14 protein-coding genes and 1 pseudogene are annotated in these 17,723 nt (G+C 62.9%); 9 read left to right on the top strand and 6 right to left on the bottom strand.

Annotation, left to right across the window (positions count from 1 at the left end; translation table 11 throughout):
* Positions 1-11 precede the first annotated feature (11 nt).
* The 3 genes and pseudogenes from OSC50_RS26220 to OSC50_RS14380 form a co-directional block, all read right to left on the bottom strand.
* Complete coding sequence (locus OSC50_RS26220; protein ID WP_371264003.1) at positions 12-779, bottom strand: methyl-accepting chemotaxis protein; 768 nt, start codon at positions 777-779, stop codon at positions 12-14.
* 93 nt (positions 780-872) lie between these two features.
* Positions 873-1,955 (bottom strand): annotated as a pseudogene (locus OSC50_RS26215) (HAMP domain-containing protein); the annotation flags it as partial.
* Between the two features lie 145 nt (positions 1,956-2,100).
* Complete coding sequence (locus OSC50_RS14380) at positions 2,101-2,991, bottom strand: bestrophin family protein (protein WP_181080813.1); 891 nt, start codon at positions 2,989-2,991, stop codon at positions 2,101-2,103.
* Positions 2,992-3,231: 240 nt separating this feature from the next.
* Between OSC50_RS14380 and OSC50_RS14375 the strand changes: the two genes are divergently transcribed.
* Positions 3,232-3,690: a metallophosphoesterase family protein gene (locus OSC50_RS14375; protein ID WP_253506650.1), complete on the top strand. Its 459-nt coding sequence runs from the start codon at positions 3,232-3,234 to the stop codon at positions 3,688-3,690.
* Positions 3,691-3,696: 6 nt separating this feature from the next.
* On the opposite strand, the gene OSC50_RS14370 is transcribed toward OSC50_RS14375, so the two are convergent.
* The gene (locus OSC50_RS14370) at positions 3,697-3,996 is read right to left on the bottom strand and encodes an ArsR/SmtB family transcription factor (RefSeq protein ID WP_181080816.1); all 300 of its coding nucleotides are present in this window, start codon (positions 3,994-3,996) and stop codon (positions 3,697-3,699) included.
* 90 nt (positions 3,997-4,086) lie between these two features.
* Between OSC50_RS14370 and OSC50_RS14365 the strand changes: the two genes are divergently transcribed.
* The 3 genes from OSC50_RS14365 to OSC50_RS14355 all read left to right on the top strand — a co-directional run bounded on the left by OSC50_RS14365 (position 4,087) and on the right by OSC50_RS14355 (position 9,074).
* Entirely contained in the window at positions 4,087-5,178 is a 1,092-nt protein-coding gene (locus OSC50_RS14365) for an NADH:flavin oxidoreductase/NADH oxidase (RefSeq protein ID WP_181080818.1), read from the top strand.
* A gap of 194 nt (positions 5,179-5,372) precedes the next feature.
* A complete protein-coding gene (locus OSC50_RS14360) occupies positions 5,373-7,508 on the top strand; it encodes a TonB-dependent siderophore receptor (protein WP_253506653.1) in 2,136 nt (711 codons plus the stop codon).
* 147 nt (positions 7,509-7,655) lie between these two features.
* Positions 7,656-9,074 (top strand): hypothetical protein, encoded by a 1,419-nt coding sequence (locus OSC50_RS14355; protein ID WP_253506656.1) that lies wholly within the window; start codon positions 7,656-7,658, stop codon positions 9,072-9,074.
* A gap of 47 nt (positions 9,075-9,121) precedes the next feature.
* On the opposite strand, the gene OSC50_RS14350 is transcribed toward OSC50_RS14355, so the two are convergent.
* Both OSC50_RS14350 and OSC50_RS14345 read right to left on the bottom strand, forming a co-directional pair.
* Positions 9,122-9,844, bottom strand: a complete 723-nt coding sequence (locus tag OSC50_RS14350) for a FadR/GntR family transcriptional regulator (protein WP_181080821.1) — start codon at positions 9,842-9,844, stop codon at positions 9,122-9,124.
* Between the two features lie 48 nt (positions 9,845-9,892).
* Positions 9,893-11,629 (bottom strand): IlvD/Edd family dehydratase, encoded by a 1,737-nt coding sequence (locus tag OSC50_RS14345; RefSeq protein WP_253506659.1) that lies wholly within the window; start codon positions 11,627-11,629, stop codon positions 9,893-9,895.
* 192 nt (positions 11,630-11,821) lie between these two features.
* On the opposite strand from OSC50_RS14345, the gene OSC50_RS14340 reads away from it, so the two are divergent.
* Genes OSC50_RS14340 through OSC50_RS14320 form a run of 5 tightly spaced genes read left to right on the top strand, consistent with a single transcriptional unit; the run spans position 11,822 to position 17,676 of the window.
* Positions 11,822-13,144, top strand: a complete 1,323-nt coding sequence (locus OSC50_RS14340; RefSeq protein WP_253506662.1) for an MFS transporter — start codon at positions 11,822-11,824, stop codon at positions 13,142-13,144.
* 16 nt (positions 13,145-13,160) lie between these two features.
* Positions 13,161-14,153, top strand: coding sequence for an AraD1 family protein (gene araD1 / locus OSC50_RS14335; RefSeq protein ID WP_253506665.1), 993 nt, complete (start codon positions 13,161-13,163; stop codon positions 14,151-14,153).
* A 10-nt stretch (positions 14,154-14,163) separates the two neighbouring features.
* Positions 14,164-15,744 (top strand): aldehyde dehydrogenase (NADP(+)), encoded by a 1,581-nt coding sequence (locus tag OSC50_RS14330; RefSeq protein WP_253506668.1) that lies wholly within the window; start codon positions 14,164-14,166, stop codon positions 15,742-15,744.
* A gap of 27 nt (positions 15,745-15,771) precedes the next feature.
* Complete coding sequence (locus OSC50_RS14325) at positions 15,772-16,635, top strand: SMP-30/gluconolactonase/LRE family protein (RefSeq protein WP_253506671.1); 864 nt, start codon at positions 15,772-15,774, stop codon at positions 16,633-16,635.
* A gap of 36 nt (positions 16,636-16,671) precedes the next feature.
* The gene (locus OSC50_RS14320) at positions 16,672-17,676 is read left to right on the top strand and encodes a substrate-binding domain-containing protein (RefSeq protein ID WP_253506674.1); all 1,005 of its coding nucleotides are present in this window, start codon (positions 16,672-16,674) and stop codon (positions 17,674-17,676) included.
* Positions 17,677-17,723 lie beyond the last annotated feature (47 nt).

Below are 17,723 nucleotides of genomic sequence, written 5' to 3'. Positions count from 1 at the left end.
CGGTTGTTTGGCTAGAACTTGAAGCGCCCCACCAACCCCTTGAGCTGAGCGGAAATATCAGTCAGACGACCCGAGCCGGTCTGCGCCGAGTGGGCAAAGCCTTCGACCAGTTGCGCATCGGCATGGATCTGCGCGATGTGCCGGTTGATCTCCTCGGCGACCTGATGCTGCTCTTCGGCGGCGGTAGCGATCTGGGTGTTCTGGTCGCGGATCGAGTCTACCGAGCCGCGGATCTTGTCGAAGCTGTCACGGGCCTGCTGGATGCGTTCCACGCTGGTGTGGGACACCAGCAGGCTGCCCTGCATCTGCTGCGTGACTTCCTGGGTGCGGCGGGCGAGGTTGCCCAGCAGGCTGTCGATCTCGCCGGTGGAGTCGGCGGTGCGGCGGGCGAGGGCGCGCACTTCATCGGCAACCACCGCAAAGCCACGGCCCTGGTCACCGGCCCGCGCGGCTTCGATGGCGGCGTTGAGCGCCAGCAGGTTGGTTTGTTCGGCAATCGAGCGGATGGTATCCAGGATGGTGTTGATGTTTTTACTGTCCTGCTCCAACTGCTGCATGGTTTGGGTCGACTTCTGCAAGTCTTCGCTGAGCCGCAGTACGCTGCCGGTGGCTTCGCCGATATGTTGCTGGCCGTCGTGCACGTCACGGTAGCCTTCGTCGGCGCTCGAGGCGGCGGCGCTGCAGGAGCGCGCGACTTCGTTGGCGGTGGCCACCATTTCGTTGAAGGCGGTGCTCACCAGTTCCACCGCTTCACGCTGGCGTCCGGCGGCCTGATTCATGTTGTTGGCCACTTCGCTGGTGTCGGCGGCGGCGCTCTGCAGGTCGGAGGATGCGCTGCCGATGCGCTGCACCAGTTGCGCGATCATGCCCAGGAACTGGTTGAACCAGCCGGCCAGGGTGGCGGTTTCGTCTTTGCCCTGAACCTTGAGTTGCCGAGTGAGGTCACCTTCGCCTTCGGCGATTTCCTGCAGGCCATCGGCCACGCCGCGAATCGGCCGCACGATAACGCTGGCAAAGCTGGCACCGACAATCGCGAACACCACGGCCAGCGCCGCGGCGATGGCGGCGATCAACCAGGTCAGGCGGGTGGCGCCGGCCATCACTTCGTCGCGCTTGATCAGGCCGATAAAGCGCCAGCCCAGGTCTTTGGAACTGACCACGTTGGCCATGTAGGCCACGCCGTCGATGTCGATCTGGGTTACGCCGTCGCCGCGCTTGGCCAGTTCGGCGTAGTTGGGGCCCAGGTCGGCGAGGGGTTTGAAATTGTGTTTGGCATCGCTGGGGTCGACCAACACGTTGCCGTTGCCTTCCACCAGCATCAGGTAACCGCTGTCACCGAGCTTAATGTTCTTGACCAGTTCGGTCAGTTGCTTGAGCGACACATCCAGGCCGATCACGCCCAGCACATTGCCGCTGGCGTCGGCCACGGTGTGCACGGTGCCGATCAGCACCACGTCGTCCGGTGCCCAGTAATAAGCACCGGTGCGCACGGTGGTGCCGGGCGCGGCAATCGCCGCTTTGTACCAGGGGCGCACGCGCGGGTCGTAGTTGGTCAGCTTGGCGTCGTCGGGCCAGCTGGCGTAGCCGCCGTCGGCCAGGCCGAGAGACAGGTAGGCGGTGGTGGGGTGGCTTTTGGCGAACTGATCGAAAATCGCCAGCAGCTCTTTATTGGTCGGCGTGAGCGGGATCTGCGCGGCGTCGGCGCTGGCGTAGCTCTTGAGCTCCTTGGCCGCGACCACGCGCGGGTCCTTGGCCACGTACTCGACGTTCTGGCTGATGCCGTCGAAGAACTGCTTCATGCCGTTGTCGATCTGGCGGATTTCACGCCCGCTGCTGTCGAGGAAATTAGCCTGGGCCCCCTCGCGCAGGTTCAACACTACCAGTACCGCTACCAGGATGACCGGCACGCACGCGATAGCCGCGAACGCCCAGGTCAGCTTCTGCTTGATATTCATGACTTTCACCCGCGGGTATTTATAGTTTTGGCAAGGCAAACGGTAGTGCTGAGCGTCGCAGGGGTTGTTATGAAGGGTAGGGTCCTTGCGTACGTACCCTCGTTATCGACCGAGAGGGCACGCACTTTAGGACGTGGGGGCGGTTTCAGCCGATCACGGTCTCGGCCAGGGTGTCGCGGCGCATCGATTGCAGGTTTTTCTCGATGGTTTCGCAGATGGCTTCCATCTGGATCTGATGTTCGCTGGAGCGGAACGGGCTTTGCAGGTCGGTGCCGATGCGTTCGATGGCCAGCAGCATAAAGCCCACCACCGTGGAGGCCAGCGGGGTGAACCAGCCCAGGGATTCCACCAGGCCCACCGGTACGATCAGGCAGAACAGCGTGATAAACAGGCGCGGGAAATACACGTACGGGTAGGGCAGCGGCGTGTTGGCGATGCGCTCCATGCCACCCTGGGCGTTGGACAGGTCTACCAGGGTCGACTCCAGCCGTGCCAGGCGAATGCTGTCCAGGTGGCCGGCCTTGTATTCGCGCGCCAGCAACGCCGCCGAGCCGGTGAGGAGGTCGTTGGCGAAATTATTGGTTGCGCCATTGCGCGCAAACTCCTCGGCGGGGATGAACGCGCGCACTTCGTCAGGGCATGGTTGGCCCCTGAGGTGGGCGGCCAGGCAGTTCACATACGCCACATGCCGGCGCAACAGCGTGGATTTGACCGGGTTGACCTCACTGCCAGGGTCGTCCAGCAGGGTCAGCACCTGGCGCGCAAAACTGCGCGAATTGTTGACCATCGCTCCCCACAGCGTACGGGCCTCCCACCAGCGGTTGTACGCGCTGCTGTTGCGAAAACTGATCAGCACCACCAGGGCCGAGCCGAGCAGGGTCAGGGGCATCAGCGGCAGGTTGATCTTGGTGGTGAGAAACAGCATGAAGTCCACCGTGACGGCCACGTCCCACAGCAACAGCCAGAACAACGACCAGCCGACGTAGCCCATGGTCTTGATGACCAGGCGGTACTTTTTGATGATGGCGGCTTTCAAATGACAACCTCGCGACGAACGTTAAGCGACAGTGCCTTAGCTCGGACGCCGACGAACCCGTTAGGTTCGCCGCAACCTGAAACGTTTAAGCCGTCGGGCGGAACAATTTTGGCACCGATGGCAGCAGGTTTGAGAATCGTGGCCTGGCTGAATGTATGGCGGCCTCAGAGTTATGTGTCAGCCTTTAAGACTTGTGCAGATACCTATGCATCCAGAATCAAACCCTAGAGAGTGAACCCTATGAAGATCGGCGTGATTTCCGATACCCACGGCCTTCTTCGGCCCGAAGCCGTGGCGGCCCTGCAAGGTTGCGAGCAGATCGTCCATGCGGGCGACATTGGCAGTGCCGACATTATCGAGCAACTGACCGGCATCGCGCCGCTGCACGTGGTGCGCGGCAACAATGATCAGGATGCGACGTGGGCACGCCAGGTGCCGGACCATCTGCACGTTACGCTCAACGGCTGCCAGGCGTTGCTGGTGCATGACATCGCCGATGTCCCGGCGTTGCTCACTCCTCACACGCGCCTGGTCATTACCGGGCATTCGCATAAGCCGTTGATCGAGTGGCGCGGTGACATTCTGTATGTAAACCCCGGCAGCGCGGGGCGCCGACGTTTCAAGTTGCCGGTGACGCTGGCGCTGCTGGAGATGGGCGAGGGCACTATCGATGCTCGCTTGGTGTCACTGCTGGAGTGAATAGACTTATTGCTGGGCAAGAATGGACGCGAGCAATCCCGGAAAGCGGCTTTCAAGTTCATCGCTGCGCAACGAATTCATGTGGGTGGTGCCTACGCTGCGGCTGTGCACCAGGCCGGCGTCGCGCAGTACGCGGAAGTGGTGGGACATGCTCGACTTGGGCCGTCCGCCATCCAATTCGCCGCAGGTGGCTTCCGGCACGGCGGCCAGGCACCGGACGATCTCCAGGCGCACCGGATCACTCAGGGCGTAGAGCACGCGTTCGAGTGTGAGGTCTTGCAGGGTAGGGTGTTTGAAGGCTCGCATGAAATGAATGATAACAGGGGGGTATCGCTCAATACTATTGTTCGATTACCATCGAACTATCGAATCAGTCACCTGCTTCTGGAGTTCACGATGTCCGCTTTGTTCGAACCCTTCACCCTCAAAGACGTCACCCTGCGCAATCGCATCGCCATCCCGCCGATGTGCCAATACATGGCCGAAGACGGCGTGGTCAACGATTGGCACCACGTCCACCTGGCCGGCATGGCGCGTGGAGGTGCCGGTCTGCTGGTGGTGGAAGCCACCGCCGTTGCCCCGGAAGGCCGTATCACCCCAGGCTGCGCCGGTATCTGGAGCGATGCCCACGCCGAAGCTTTTGTGCCGATGGTGCAGGCTATCAAGGCGGCGGGTTCGGTGCCGGGTATCCAGATCGCCCATGCCGGGCGTAAGGCCAGCGCCAATCGCCCGTGGGAAGGCGATGACCATATCCCTGCCTCCGATGCCCGCAGTTGGGAAACCATCGCGCCGTCTGCGATTGCGTTCGGTGCCAACCTGCCCAACGTACCGCGCGCCATGACCCTGGAAGACATCGCCCGCGTACAACAGGATTTCGTCGATGCCGCCCGCCGGGCCCGCGACGCCGGTTTCGAATGGATCGAACTGCACTTCGCCCACGGCTACCTGGGCCAGAGTTTCTTCTCTGAACACTCCAACCAGCGCACCGATGCCTACGGCGGCAGCTTCGACAATCGCAGCCGTTTCCTTTTGGAAACCCTGGCCGCCGTGCGTGAGGTCTGGCCGGAAAACCTGCCGCTGACCGCGCGTTTCGGCGTGATCGAGTACGACGGCCGTGACGAACAGACGCTCACCGAATCCATCGAACTGGCGCGCCGCTTCAAAGCTGGCGGCCTGGACTTGCTGAGCGTCAGCGTCGGTTTCACCATTCCTGACACTAACATTCCGTGGGGCCCGGCCTTTATGGGCCCGATTGCCGAACGCGTACGCCGTGAGGCCGGTATTCCGGTGACCTCGGCCTGGGGCTTTGGCACCCCGCAATTGGCTGAGGGCGCGTTGCAGGCCGGTCAGCTGGACCTGGTGTCGGTGGGGCGCGCGCACCTGGCCGATCCGCACTGGGCGTATTTCGCCGCCAAGGAGCTGGGTGTGGAGAAGTCCGCCTGGACCTTGCCGGCCCCATACGCGCACTGGCTTGAGCGCTATCGCTGAGCCCATGCCGAGGTAATGAAAGCCACTCAATCGAGTGGCTTTTTTACGGCTGGCGTTTGAGGTGGATACACACGGGATACATAAAAGATAACGAATGAGAATAGATATCAAACACGAATGACTTGATATACCATTCGCGGCGAATTCTTGGCAGGTTTGCCGTCCCATCTGGCTCATTCACTAGGTCAACAACCATGCGTCGTACGCTGATTTCCCTGTGTGTCCTTCAGGCGTTTTCCCCTCTTGGCTGGGCAGAGGAGGTTTCCACAGCGCCCGCGAGCCTTGAATTGCAAGCGACCACTGTCACTGGCGATGGCGATTACGAGACGGCGCAAGGTCCCGTCAAGGGCTACCATGCCACGCGTTCGGCGAGTGCGACGCGCACCGACACCTCTATCCACGAAACCCCGCAATCCATCAGCGTGGTGTCCAAGGACGTGGTCGAAGACCTCGGCGCGACCCGTCTGCAGGATGCCCTCGACTACGCTGGCGGCGTGGGCCGTGCCAACAACTTCGGCGGGCAGGGCCTCACCACGTTTACCGTGCGCGGCTTTACTACCGGCGAGTTCTACCGCAACGGCTTTCCGATCAACCGTGGTTACCCGAACATGCCGGACGCCAACACCATCGAACGTCTGGAAGTGCTGCGCGGCCCGGCCACCATGCTCTACGGTCGTGGCGATCCGGGCGGCACTTTCAATGTGGTGTCCAAGCAGCCGCTGGCCGAACCGACGGTGACCCTCGGCAGCCAGTTGAACGACCAGGGCATGCAGCGCGGCACCCTTGACGCCTCCGGTCCGCTGGACGACGCGGGGCGCCTGGCCTATCGCCTGAACGTCGTGGGTGAGGGCGGCGACACCTTCCGCGACCATGTGTCGACCGAGCGCTACGGCGTGACGCCGGTCATCACCTGGCAGGCCAGCGATGACACCAAGGTGATCTTCGAAGGCGATTTCATGCGCAATAACCATCCGCTGGACCGTGGCCTGACGCGTTTCGCCAACCAGGCCGGCACGCCGTCGCGCGATACCTTCTGGGGCGACAAGGACGTAGGCAAGCTGCACAACGATAACAACATGGCCCAGCTGCGTTTCGAGCATATGCTCAACGACAGCTGGACGTTGGGCGGCGGGTTCCAGTGGCTGGATGGGACGTTGCAGGGGAATGCCATCGAGGCCAACGGCCCAGGCAGCCTGGGCGCCGACGGCCGCACGCTGCAACGCAACTTCAACTACCGCAAGCTGGAATGGACCGACAAGGACTACCAACTCAATCTGACCGGGCACTTCTCCACCGGCGGCCTCGATCACACCTTGCTGACCGGCGTCGAGTACGAGGACTACGACTATCAGTCGATCATCCAGCGCTCCAGCGCCGCCGCCGGCACCTACCCCATCGATATCTTCAATCCGGTCTACGGCCAGGCGCGTCCACCGCTGACACGCACGCCGACCCACGATAAAGAAAATCTCAAGACCTACGCGGCTTTCGTGCAGGACCAGGTGGCGCTGACCGAACGCTTGAAAGTCCTGGCCGGTGCGCGTTTCGAGCGGTTCGAGCATAACTACGAAAGTTATGTGGCGGGTGTGAAACCCTGGCAGGCCGCGGACAACGCCGTGACTCCACGGCTGGGCGTGATCTACGACCTGACCGACACCGTCGCCGTCTACGCCGACGCTGCGCGTTCGTTCAAGCCCAACACTGGCGCCAGCCGTGAAGGGGGAGGTTTTGCGCCGGAGAAGGGCAAATCCTATGAAATGGGCATCAAGTGGGAAGCCTTGGACCGCCAACTCAGCGTCGACGCGGCGATCTACCAGATCGACAAAAAGAACGTGCTGACCACCGACCCGGTGGACTCCACCTTCAGCGTCGCCGCCGGCCAGGTCCGCAGTCGCGGTTTCGACCTCAACGTTGCCGGCAACATTACCCCCGAATGGCGCGTGATCGGCGGCTATGCCTACGTGGATGCCGAGGTCACCCGGGACAATACCCTGCGCAGTGGTACGCGCTTGCTGAACATCCCGCGCAACAGCTTCAGCCTGCTCAACGTCTACGAATTCCAGGACGGCGCACTCAAGGGCCTGGGCCTCGGCGCCGGCGGCAAATACGTCGATGAACGCGCCGGCCAGACCGCCAACACCGCGTTTTCCATGGGCGCCTACACCGTCATCGACCTGCTCGGCTATTACAAGGTCAACGACAAAATGCGCCTGAACCTGGACGTTAAGAACCTGTTCAACCGTGAGTACGAAGAGGGCGCGTTCGGCAATATCTACGCCTACCCAGGCGCGCCGCGTACGGTGCAGGTGGGCATCGCCTACACCCTGTAACGCGCCTTATCGGCTTGCAATGGCCTCGCTGCGATTGCAAGCCACGTCACAGCCGCGACGGAAAACCGCGCGTCCCCGCAAATAAGCGTTTACGCGCCCATCGATAGATGAGAAAAGCTTGCCCATTTCCCCGCAGATGGACATCCCATGCCTCGTTCAACCCTTATCGCTCGCCTGGTCGTCGCGCTGCTGATCGGCGCGGCGCTGTGGTACATCTGGATCATCACCAGCGCCAAGCTGGGTATCGGCGGTGCCAGCCCGGATCAGCAGCAGATAGGCGTGCTGCCGGGGCTCAGCCCGCGTCACGTCAGCGAGTCCTGCACAGGTGTTGTCGTGACCAGGCAAGGTACCTGGCTGCTGGGTCGGGTCGAGGACGAATATCACACGTTTACGCCGTCCCCCGGGCAGGTCAACCTGAACGAGCAGCTTTACGGCAAGACGCCGAAGGCGCAGGAAGAGGAGGGTGGCTATTCCGGCTTCTTCCCGCGCGATAAACCCGAGACCACCTTTGTGTCGCGGCTGGATGCCGACGGCGCGTTCAAGCCCGTGGCGCAGGTCAGTGGCACCGCATGCCTGGTGTCCAGCGCCGATGGCGAGCGCGTGTTCCTGCTCACCGACCTCAAGCGACCCAAGGAAGCCGAGGGCCAGGAGGTGGTGTTTCGCAGCGATGACCAGGGGAAGACCTGGACCTGGTTGGCCGAAGGATTCTTCCCCGAGCTGGGCGGGGTGCTGACCCAACTCGCGCCGTACTTTTACAGCCAGAACGAGGTCTGGGCCTGGCGCAACCCCGACGAAATCGAGGAGGAAGGCCGTAGCGTGCAGACAGGGGTGTCGTACTCACTGGATGGCGGCCAGCACAGCACGCCGATCGCCACGCCACACTCTCTGGTGGTGGGGCCCGAATTCGTGAGCAGCCAGCACCCGCAGATCAAGGAGTGGCACGATTCCAACGATCAGGTGACCCATGTGCTGCAACTGGATGCCAGGCGCGCTTATATCTGGGTGTCCCAGCGCTTCTGGGCCAGCAACCCCGACGGCAAGGGCGACAACCTGGCGTTCAGCGTCACCACCCGCGTCGAGCTGTCGCGCGCGGCCGGAGCGTGGCAGGTGGGGGCGGTGCAGCGTGAAGAAGGTCTGTACATCAACGACCTGGCGAACAACGGCGACGGCCGTGTACTGGGCCTGATCGACCAGGGCCCCCATGGCCACGCCGTCGTCGCTGAAATGAACACCACCACCCTGGCCTGGCAACCCCTGGGCGAGGTGCCCAGCGTGTTCTCGCCACTGGCCTCCAGCACCCAGGCCCAGCAGTTATGGGTGGGACGTAACAGTTTGATGATCAACACCTACAGCGAACACCGCCCACCGCGCTGGCTGTACTGGTGGGGCGACGCCAACATCTCGGCGGGAGCGGTATTTTATTCCAAGGACTGGGGCCAGTCCTGGAAACGTCTGGCCGTGGACGGCTACCGAGGCGTGATCGGCTTCGACGGCGCCGGCGACCGGGTGTTCTGGGCCAAGGAAAGTCACCTGTACGATGTGGGTATTCAGGCCTACGGCTTATAGATAGGTAGGAGGGGCTTGCGCCCTTCCACCTTTTCTTTCACTCGGTTTTAGAGCGGGGTGAGCACGTTCATCACCGTATCCAGCGCCACCCGCGTGTCATCCAGCTGCACCAGCGACGCATGCCGCGCGCCCAGCGCGTCGCGGTTCTGGATCGCGGTGAGGATGGCTTTATGCCGAGGCAGGCTCAGGCCCTGGATGTCCGGGCGGCGGTTGGTGATGTTGATCGATTCGCGCAACGGCAGCGATAGCATGTTGCACATATACGCCAGCAGGTCGTTGCGCGTGGCGTCGGCGATGGCACGGTGGAAGTCCAGGTCGGCCTGCAGCAGCTGTTCGTGAGTCTTGGCGGTTTCCATGCCGCAGTAAGCCTTTTCGATGATAGCGATGTCTTCATCGGTGGCGGTGGTCGCGGCCATGGCGGCGATTTCCGGTTCGAGGATGCGCCGCACACCGGCTAGGGTGTTGAAAAACTCGCTATGGGGCGTGGACTGCATCAACCAGGACAGCACGTCCGGGTCGAGCAGGTGCCATTTGAGCCGTGGCCGCACCACCGCGCCCACCCGTGGCTTGGAATACACCAGGCCCTTGGCGCTGAGCACGCGGGTCGCCTCGCGCAATACCGAACGGCTGACCTTGTACTCCTCGCAGAGCGTGGCCTCCATCGGCAGGCGTTCTTCTGGCTTGAAGCGACCGGAAACGATGTGCATGCCCAAGTCCTGGACGATCTGGGCATGCATGCTCTTGCGCGGTTTGGACGGCTGTTGATCCATAACGACAGGGATGCTCTGGCTTAAATTCGCGGCATCATAGCATCCCAATTAGTGGGAATGCCGTGGGACTTCCGCCCCACGGCACCCCACCAGGAAGTCGAAGTCACAGCCCTGGTCGGCCTGCAGCACATGGTCGATGTACAGCTGGCGATAACCGCCGACGATCAAGTTCTGCGGTGGTTTGAGGTCGGCCATGCGCGCCGCCAGCTCGGCGTCGGTAATGTCCAGGTGCAAGCGGCCGTTGGCACAGTCCAGCTCGATCCAGTCACCTTCCTGCACCGTGGCCAGCGGCCCGCCGGCGGCGGCTTCCGGTGCCACATGCAGCACCACCGTGCCGTAGGCCGTGCCGCTCATGCGCGCATCGGAAATCCGCACCATATCGGTCACGCCTTGGGCCAGCAGCTTGGCCGGCAGGCCCATGTTGCCGACTTCGGCCATTCCTGGGTAACCCTTGGGCCCGCAGTTTTTCATGACCAGGATCGAGTTGGCGTCCACATCCAGCTCCGGATCATTGATGCGCGCCTTGTACATGTCGAAGTTCTCGAACACCACCGCACGGCCGCGATGCTGCATCAGTTCGGCGCTGGCCGCCGATGGCTTGAGCACCGCACCGAGTGGCGCCAGGTTGCCGCGCAGCACGCAGATGCCGCCGTCGGCGCGGATCGGGTTGTCCAGGGTGCGGATCACTTCGTCCTGGCCGTAGATCGGCGAATCCTGAGTGTTTTCCCCCAGGGTCTTGCCGTTGACGGTCAGCGCGTTCGGGTGCGGGATCAGGTTGGCTTCACCCAGGCGACGCAGCACTGCAGGCAGGCCGCCGGCATAGTAGAACTCTTCCATCAGAAAGCGCCCCGACGGTTGCAGGTCGACGATGGTCGGCATGCCGCGACCGATGCGGGTCCAGTCGTCCAGGTCCAATTCCACGCCGATACGCCCGGCGATGGCTTTAAGGTGAATCACGGCGTTGGTCGACCCACCGATGGCGGCGTTGACGCGTATCGCGTTTTCAAATGCCTCTTTGGTGAGGATCTTCGACAGCTTCAAGTCCTCGCGCACCATCTCCACCGCGCGCATGCCCGACATATGCGCCAGCACGTAACGACGCGCGTCCACCGCCGGGATCGCCGCGTTGTGCGGCAGGGACGTGCCGAGGGCCTCAGCCATGCAGGCCATGGTCGACGCGGTGCCCATGGTGTTGCAGGTGCCCGCCGAACGGGACATGCCGCCCTCGGCCGCGAGGAAATCGTCCAGGGTGATGGTGCCGGCCTTGACCTGCTCGCTCAGTTGCCACACCACCGTGCCCGAACCGATGTCCTGGCCCTTGTGCTTACCGTTAAGCATTGGCCCGCCGGTGACCACGATTGCCGGCACGTCGCAACTGGCGGCGCCCATCAGCAGGGCCGGGGTGGTTTTGTCGCAGCCGGTCAGCAGCACCACGCCGTCGATCGGGTTGCCGCGAATGGCTTCCTCCACATCCATGCTCGCCAGGTTACGGGTGAGCATGGCGGTAGGGCGCAGGTTCGATTCGCCGTTGGAGAACACCGGGAATTCCACCGGGAAACCGCCAGCCTCGATCACACCGCGCTTGACGTGCTCGGCGATCTGGCGGAAATGCGCGTTGCACGGGGTCAGCTCCGACCAGGTGTTGCAGATGCCGATGATCGGCTTGCCATGGAACTGGTGGTCGGCAATGCCCTGGTTCTTCATCCAGCTGCGGTACATGAAGCCGTTCTTGTCAGCGGTACCGAACCACTGGGCGGAGCGTAGGCCGGGCTTTTTATCAGACATGATGGTTTCTCTTATTGTATGACTATATGTTCTCTCTGCGGCTAAACATAAGCGCAAAATCTTCCATTTGGAAGTGTTGTTTCGTAAATAGTACTACTATATAGTCGATCTCACCTGAGGTATGACCCTGGCGAATTTTCGCGAGAGGCGTCCCCCGAGCTTCTATAAAAACAACAATCGGAGATCGACCCCATGAGCCAGGAACTGCGGCTTGTTCGGCGCATCACGCTGAAACTGATTCCCTTCCTGATCCTGCTGTACCTGATCGCCTACGTGGACCGTTCCGCCGTGGGTTTCGCCAAGCTGCACATGGGCGCCGACGTCGGCATCGGTGACGCCGCCTATGGCCTAGGCGCGGGCCTGTTCTTTATCGGCTACTTCCTGTTCGAGATTCCCAGCAACCTGATGCTCGACCGCTTCGGCGCGCGGCGCTGGTTCGCGCGCATCATGATCACCTGGGGCACCATCACCATCGGCATGGCCTTTGTGCAGGGGCCGCACAGCTTCTATGTGATGCGGTTCCTGCTCGGCGCGGCGGAAGCCGGGTTCTTCCCCGGCGTGCTGTACTACATCACCCAATGGTTCCCGGTGCGCCATCGCGGCAAGATCCTCGGTCTGTTCATCCTTTCCCAACCCATTGCCATGATGATCACCGGCCCGGTGTCCGGCGGCCTGCTGGGCATGGACGGCATCCTCGGCCTGCACGGTTGGCAGTGGCTGTTCATCGTGATCGGCACCCCGGCGCTGCTGCTCACCTGGCCGGTGCTGCGCTTCCTGCCGGACGGCCCCAAACAGGTCAACTGGATGAGCGAGGACGAAAAAACCTGGCTGACCGGCGAGCTGGCCAAAGACCTGCAAACCTACGGCCAGACCCGTCACGGCAACCCGTTGCATGCACTCAAGGACAAACGTGTGTTGCTGCTGGCGCTGTTCTACCTGCCAGTGACTCTGAGCATCTACGGCCTGGGCCTATGGCTGCCGACCCTGATCAAACAGTTCGGCGGCACTGACCTGGTCACCGGCTTTATCTCTGCCGTGCCGTATATCTTCGGGATCATCGGCCTGCTGATCATTCCGCGCAGTTCCGACCGTTTGAACGACCGCTACGGCCACCTTGCCGTGCTCTATGTGCTGGGCGCCACCGGCCTGTTCTTCAGCGCCTGGCTCGGCGCGCCGGTGCTGCAGATGGCCGCGTTGTGCCTGGCGGCGTTCGCAATGTTTTCCTGCACCGCGGTGTTCTGGACCTTGCCGGGGCGTTTCTTCGCCGGCGCCAGTGCGGCGGCGGGCATTGCATTGATCAACTCGGTGGGCAACCTGGGCGGTTATATCGGTCCGTTCGTGATCGGCGCGCTCAAGGAATACACCGGCAACCTGGCCTCGGGCCTGTACTTCCTGTGCGGCGTGATGCTGTTTGGCCTGGTGTTGACCGGCGTGGTCTACCGCGTGCTGGAGCGCAAACATGTGCTGCCGGCCGACCAGTTCGCCGCCAGCGCCCGTGGCGCCACCCGTACTTAATTCAAGGAGAAACCTGATGCGTCTAGTGCAGTTCGAACTCAATAACGGCGAGCGCCGGGTCGGCGTTGTCGATGGCACCCGGTTGCGTGAAGTGCAGGGCGCCCATAGCGTGCGCGAACTGGCCCTGGCCGCCATCCAGGCCGGCACCTCGTTGCAGCGGCAGGTCGACAGCCTGGGCCTGGGCGACAGCCATGACTACGCCGCGTTGCTTGCTGAACAGAAGATCCTGCCGCCCCTGGACCACCCGGACCCGGCCCACATGCTGATCAGTGGCACCGGCCTGACCCACCTGGGCAGCGCCGCCGCCCGCGACAAGATGCACCAGCAGGCCGGCGACGAAGCCACGTTGACCGACACCATGCGCATCTTCAAATGGGGCGTGGAGGGCGGCAAGCCCGCAGCGGGCCAGGCGGGCGTGCAACCGGAATGGTTCTACAAAGGCGACGGCAGCATCGTGGTGCGCCCTGGCCAGGCGTTCCCGGTGCCACCGTTTGCCGAAGATGCCGGCGAAGAGCCGGAGATCGGCGGCCTGTATGTCATCGGTCCCGACCGCAAACCCTATCGCCTGGGTTTCGCGGTGGGCAATGAGTTCTCCGACCATGTCATGGAACGCAAGAATTACCTGTACCTGGCCCACTCCAAACTGCGCAGTTGCAGCTACGGCCCGGAACTGCGCGTGGGTGAGTTGCCCCAGCACCTGGCCGGCACCAGCCGCCTGCTGCGCGACGGCCAGGTGATCTGGGAAAACGAATTTCTCAGTGGCGAGGCCAACATGTGCCACAGCCTGGAAAACCTTGAGTATCACCATTTCAAGTACAGTCAGTTCCTCACGCCGGGCGATGTGCACATTCATTTCTTCGGCACCGCCACGCTGTCATTCGCCGACGGTATACGTACCCAACCGGGGGATGTGTTCGAGATCAGCCAGGCCGAATTCGGCGCGCCGCTGATCAACAGCGTCGGCCAGGCCGATGCGGTGTTCGAACCCGGTCACGTCATCACTCTTTAAGGAGCTCCTCATGAGTCAGTTTCTCGGCCACAACTACATCGGCGGCCAGCGCAGCGCCAAGGGCAGCATCAAGCTGCACAGCGTCGACGCCGCCAGCGGTGAAACCTTGCCCCAGGACTTCTTCCAGGCCACCCCGGAAGAAGTCGACGCCGCCGCCCAGGCCGCCGCCACTGCCTACCCGGCGTACCGCGCCCTGAGCGCCGCGCGCCGTGCGCAGTTCCTCGACGCGATTGCCGACGAGCTGGATGCCCTGAGTGATAACTTTGTCGAGCTGGTGTGCCGCGAAACCGCGCTGCCGGCCGCCCGCATCAAAGGCGAACGCGGCCGCACCAGCGGCCAGATGCGCCTGTTCGCCACGGTGCTGCGTCGCGGTGATTTCTACGGTGCGCGCATCGACAAAGCCTTGCCGGACCGCCAGCCGCTGCCGCGTCCGGACCTGCGTCAATACCGCATCGGCCTCGGCCCGGTGGCGGTGTTCGGTGCGAGCAACTTCCCGCTGGCGTTCTCCACCGCCGGCGGCGACACCGCAGCCGCGCTGGCGGCCGGGTGCCCGGTGGTGTTCAAGGCCCACAGCGGGCACATGGCGACGGCCGAATGCGTGGCCGATGCGATCATCCGTGCGGCCGAGGCCACCGGGATGCCCGCCGGCGTGTTCAATATGATCTTCGGCGGCGGCGTCGGTGAGGCGCTGGTCAAGCACCCGGCGATCCAGGCGGTGGGCTTTACCGGCTCGCTCAAAGGCGGCCGTGCCCTGTGCGACATGGCGGCGGCGCGTCCGCAGCCGATCCCGGTGTTTGCCGAGATGTCGAGCATCAACCCGGTGATCGTGCTGCCCCAGGCCCTACAGGCACGGGCAGACACCGTGGCGCGCGACCTGACCGCCTCGGTGGTGCAGGGCTGCGGCCAGTTCTGCACCAATCCGGGCCTGGTGATCGGTATCGCCTCGCCCGAATTCAGCGCATTCACCCGGCAAGTGGCGCAATTGATCGGCGAGCAACCGGCGCAAACCATGCTCAACGCCGGCACCTTGAGCAGCTATGGCAAGGGCCTGGAAAAACTCCTGGCGCACCCCGGTATCCAGCACCTGGCGGGCAATGCCCAATCCGGCAATCAGGCGCAACCCCAGCTGTTCAAAGCCGACGCCAGCTTGCTGATCAATGGCGATGAGGCACTGCAGGAAGAAGTCTTCGGGCCCACCACGGTATTTGTCGAAGTGGCCGACCAGGCCCAGCTCAGCGCGGCCTTGCACGGCCTGCATGGGCAGCTCACGGCAACCCTTATCGGCGAGCCGGGCGACTTGCAGCAGTTCGCCGAACTCACGCCGCTGCTGGAGCAGAAGGTCGGGCGCATCCTGCTCAACGGCTACCCGACCGGCGTGGAAGTCTGCGATTCGATGGTGCATGGCGGTCCGTACCCGGCGACGTCCGATGCCCGTGGCACCTCGGTCGGCACCCTGGCCATCGACCGCTTCCTGCGTCCGGTGTGCTTCCAGAACTACCCGGACAGCCTGCTGCCCGACGCGCTGAAAAATGCCAACCCGTTGCGTATCCAGCGTCTGGTGGATGGCACGCCGTCGCGCGATCCGCTGTAACCACATAACCGGCGTCCAGGAGGTTTCATGTCGTTGAGCGCAGTGACCGCACACCGTGCGCAGTTGGGGGAGGGCCCGTTCTGGGACGGCCCGACCCAGGCGTTGTATTGGGTGGATATCGCCGGCAAGCAGGCGCTGCGCCTTAAGGACGGGGAGTTGCGTATATGGCGGATGCCCGAGCATGTCTCGGCGTTTATCCCCTGTGAACGCGGCGATGCGCTGGTGACGTTGAGCAGTGGCGTCTACCGTCTGGACCTGGCCACCGACGCGCTGACCCTGCTGTGCCAGGCCGATCCGCACCCTGGCAACCGTGGCAATGAAGCGCGTTGCGATGCCCAGGGCCGGCTGTGGTTGGGCACCATGCAGAACAACATCGGCGAGCACGGCGAGGACCTGCCGATCACGCGGCGTTCCGGCGGCCTGTTTCGCGTGGACGCCGACGCCACGGTCACGCCGTTGCTGCAAGGGTTGGGGATTCCCAATACGTTGCTGTGGAGCGACGACGGCAGCCAGGTGCACTTCGGCGACAGCCTCGACGGCACGCTTTATCAGCACGGTATCCAGGCCGACGGCGGTCTGGCATCGCCCACGGTGTGGTTTGGTCCGCATCCGCGTGGCGGGCCGGACGGCTCGGCCATGGACGCCGATGGCTATATCTGGAACGCCCGTTGGGACGGCAGTTGCCTGCTGCGCCTGACGCCCACGGGCGAGGTGGATCGAGTCATCGAGCTGCCGGTCAGCCGCCCCACCAGTTGCGTGTTCGGCGGGCCCAGGCTCACCACCTTGTTTATCACCAGCGCGGCCAGCCCTTTGGATCACCCCTTGGACGGTGCCGTGCTGGCTATCGATGTCGATGTACCTGGCAAACCTTGCCATCGCTTTGCCGGTTAACCCAAGCCCTAAAAACAATAACAAGGAGTCACCCGTATGAATCGTCGTCGTGGTATCCGTTCCCTGTGCTGCGCCGCTGTAGCGGTATCGGCCATGAGCTTGAGCGGGCTGGTGCTGGCCGCTGATGCAGTCAAAATCGGCTTTCTGGTCAAGCAGGCTGAAGAGCCGTGGTTCCAGACCGAGTGGGCTTTCGCTGAAAAAGCCGCCAAGGACAAGGGTTTTGAATTGATCAAGATCGCCGTGCCCGACGGCGAGAAAACCCTCTCGGCCATCGACAGCCTGGCCGCCAACGGCGCCAAGGGCTTTGTGATCTGCCCGCCGGATGTGTCTCTGGGCCCGGCGATTGTGGCCAAGGCTAAGCTCAACGACATGAAGGTCATGGCGGTGGACGACCGTTTCGTCGACGCCAAGGGCAAGTTTATGGAAGACGTGCCGTACCTGGGTATGGCGGCCTTCGAAGTGGGCCAGAAGCAGGGCGCCGCCATGGCCGCCGAAGCGAAGAAGCGCGGTTGGGACTGGAAGGATACCTACGCGGTGGTCAACACCTTCAATGAACTCGATACCGGTAAAAAACGCACCGACGGTTCGATTGATTCGCTGAAAAAAGCCGGTTTCCCTGCAGACCACATCCTTACCGCTGCGCTGAAAACCCTGGATGTACCGGGCAGCATGGACGCCACCAACTCGGCCCTGGTCAAACTTCCAAGCGGCGTGAAAAACCTGATCATCGGCGGTATGAACGACAACACCGTGCTCGGCGGCGTACGCGCCACCGAAGCGGCCGGTTTCAAGGCGGCTAATGTGATCGGTATCGGCATCAACGGCACCGACGCCATCGGCGAGCTGAAAAAACCCGACAGCGGTTTCTTCGGCTCGATGCTGCCAAGCCCGCATATCGAAGGCTACAAAACCGCAGAGATGATGTACGAGTGGGTAACCAAAGGCACCGAACCGCCTAAATACACGGCCATGGACGAAGTGACGCTGATCACCCGTGAGAACTTCAAGCAGGAACTGGAAAAGATCGGCCTGTGGAAATAAGGCAGCTCGCTTTCCTCGGCGGTGCCGGTAACGGTGCCGCCTGATCG

This window comes from Pseudomonas quebecensis (assembly GCF_026410085.1).
Classification (GTDB): Bacteria; Pseudomonadota; Gammaproteobacteria; order Pseudomonadales; family Pseudomonadaceae; genus Aquipseudomonas; species Aquipseudomonas quebecensis.
This window is presented reverse-complemented; position numbering and strand designations above follow the sequence as displayed.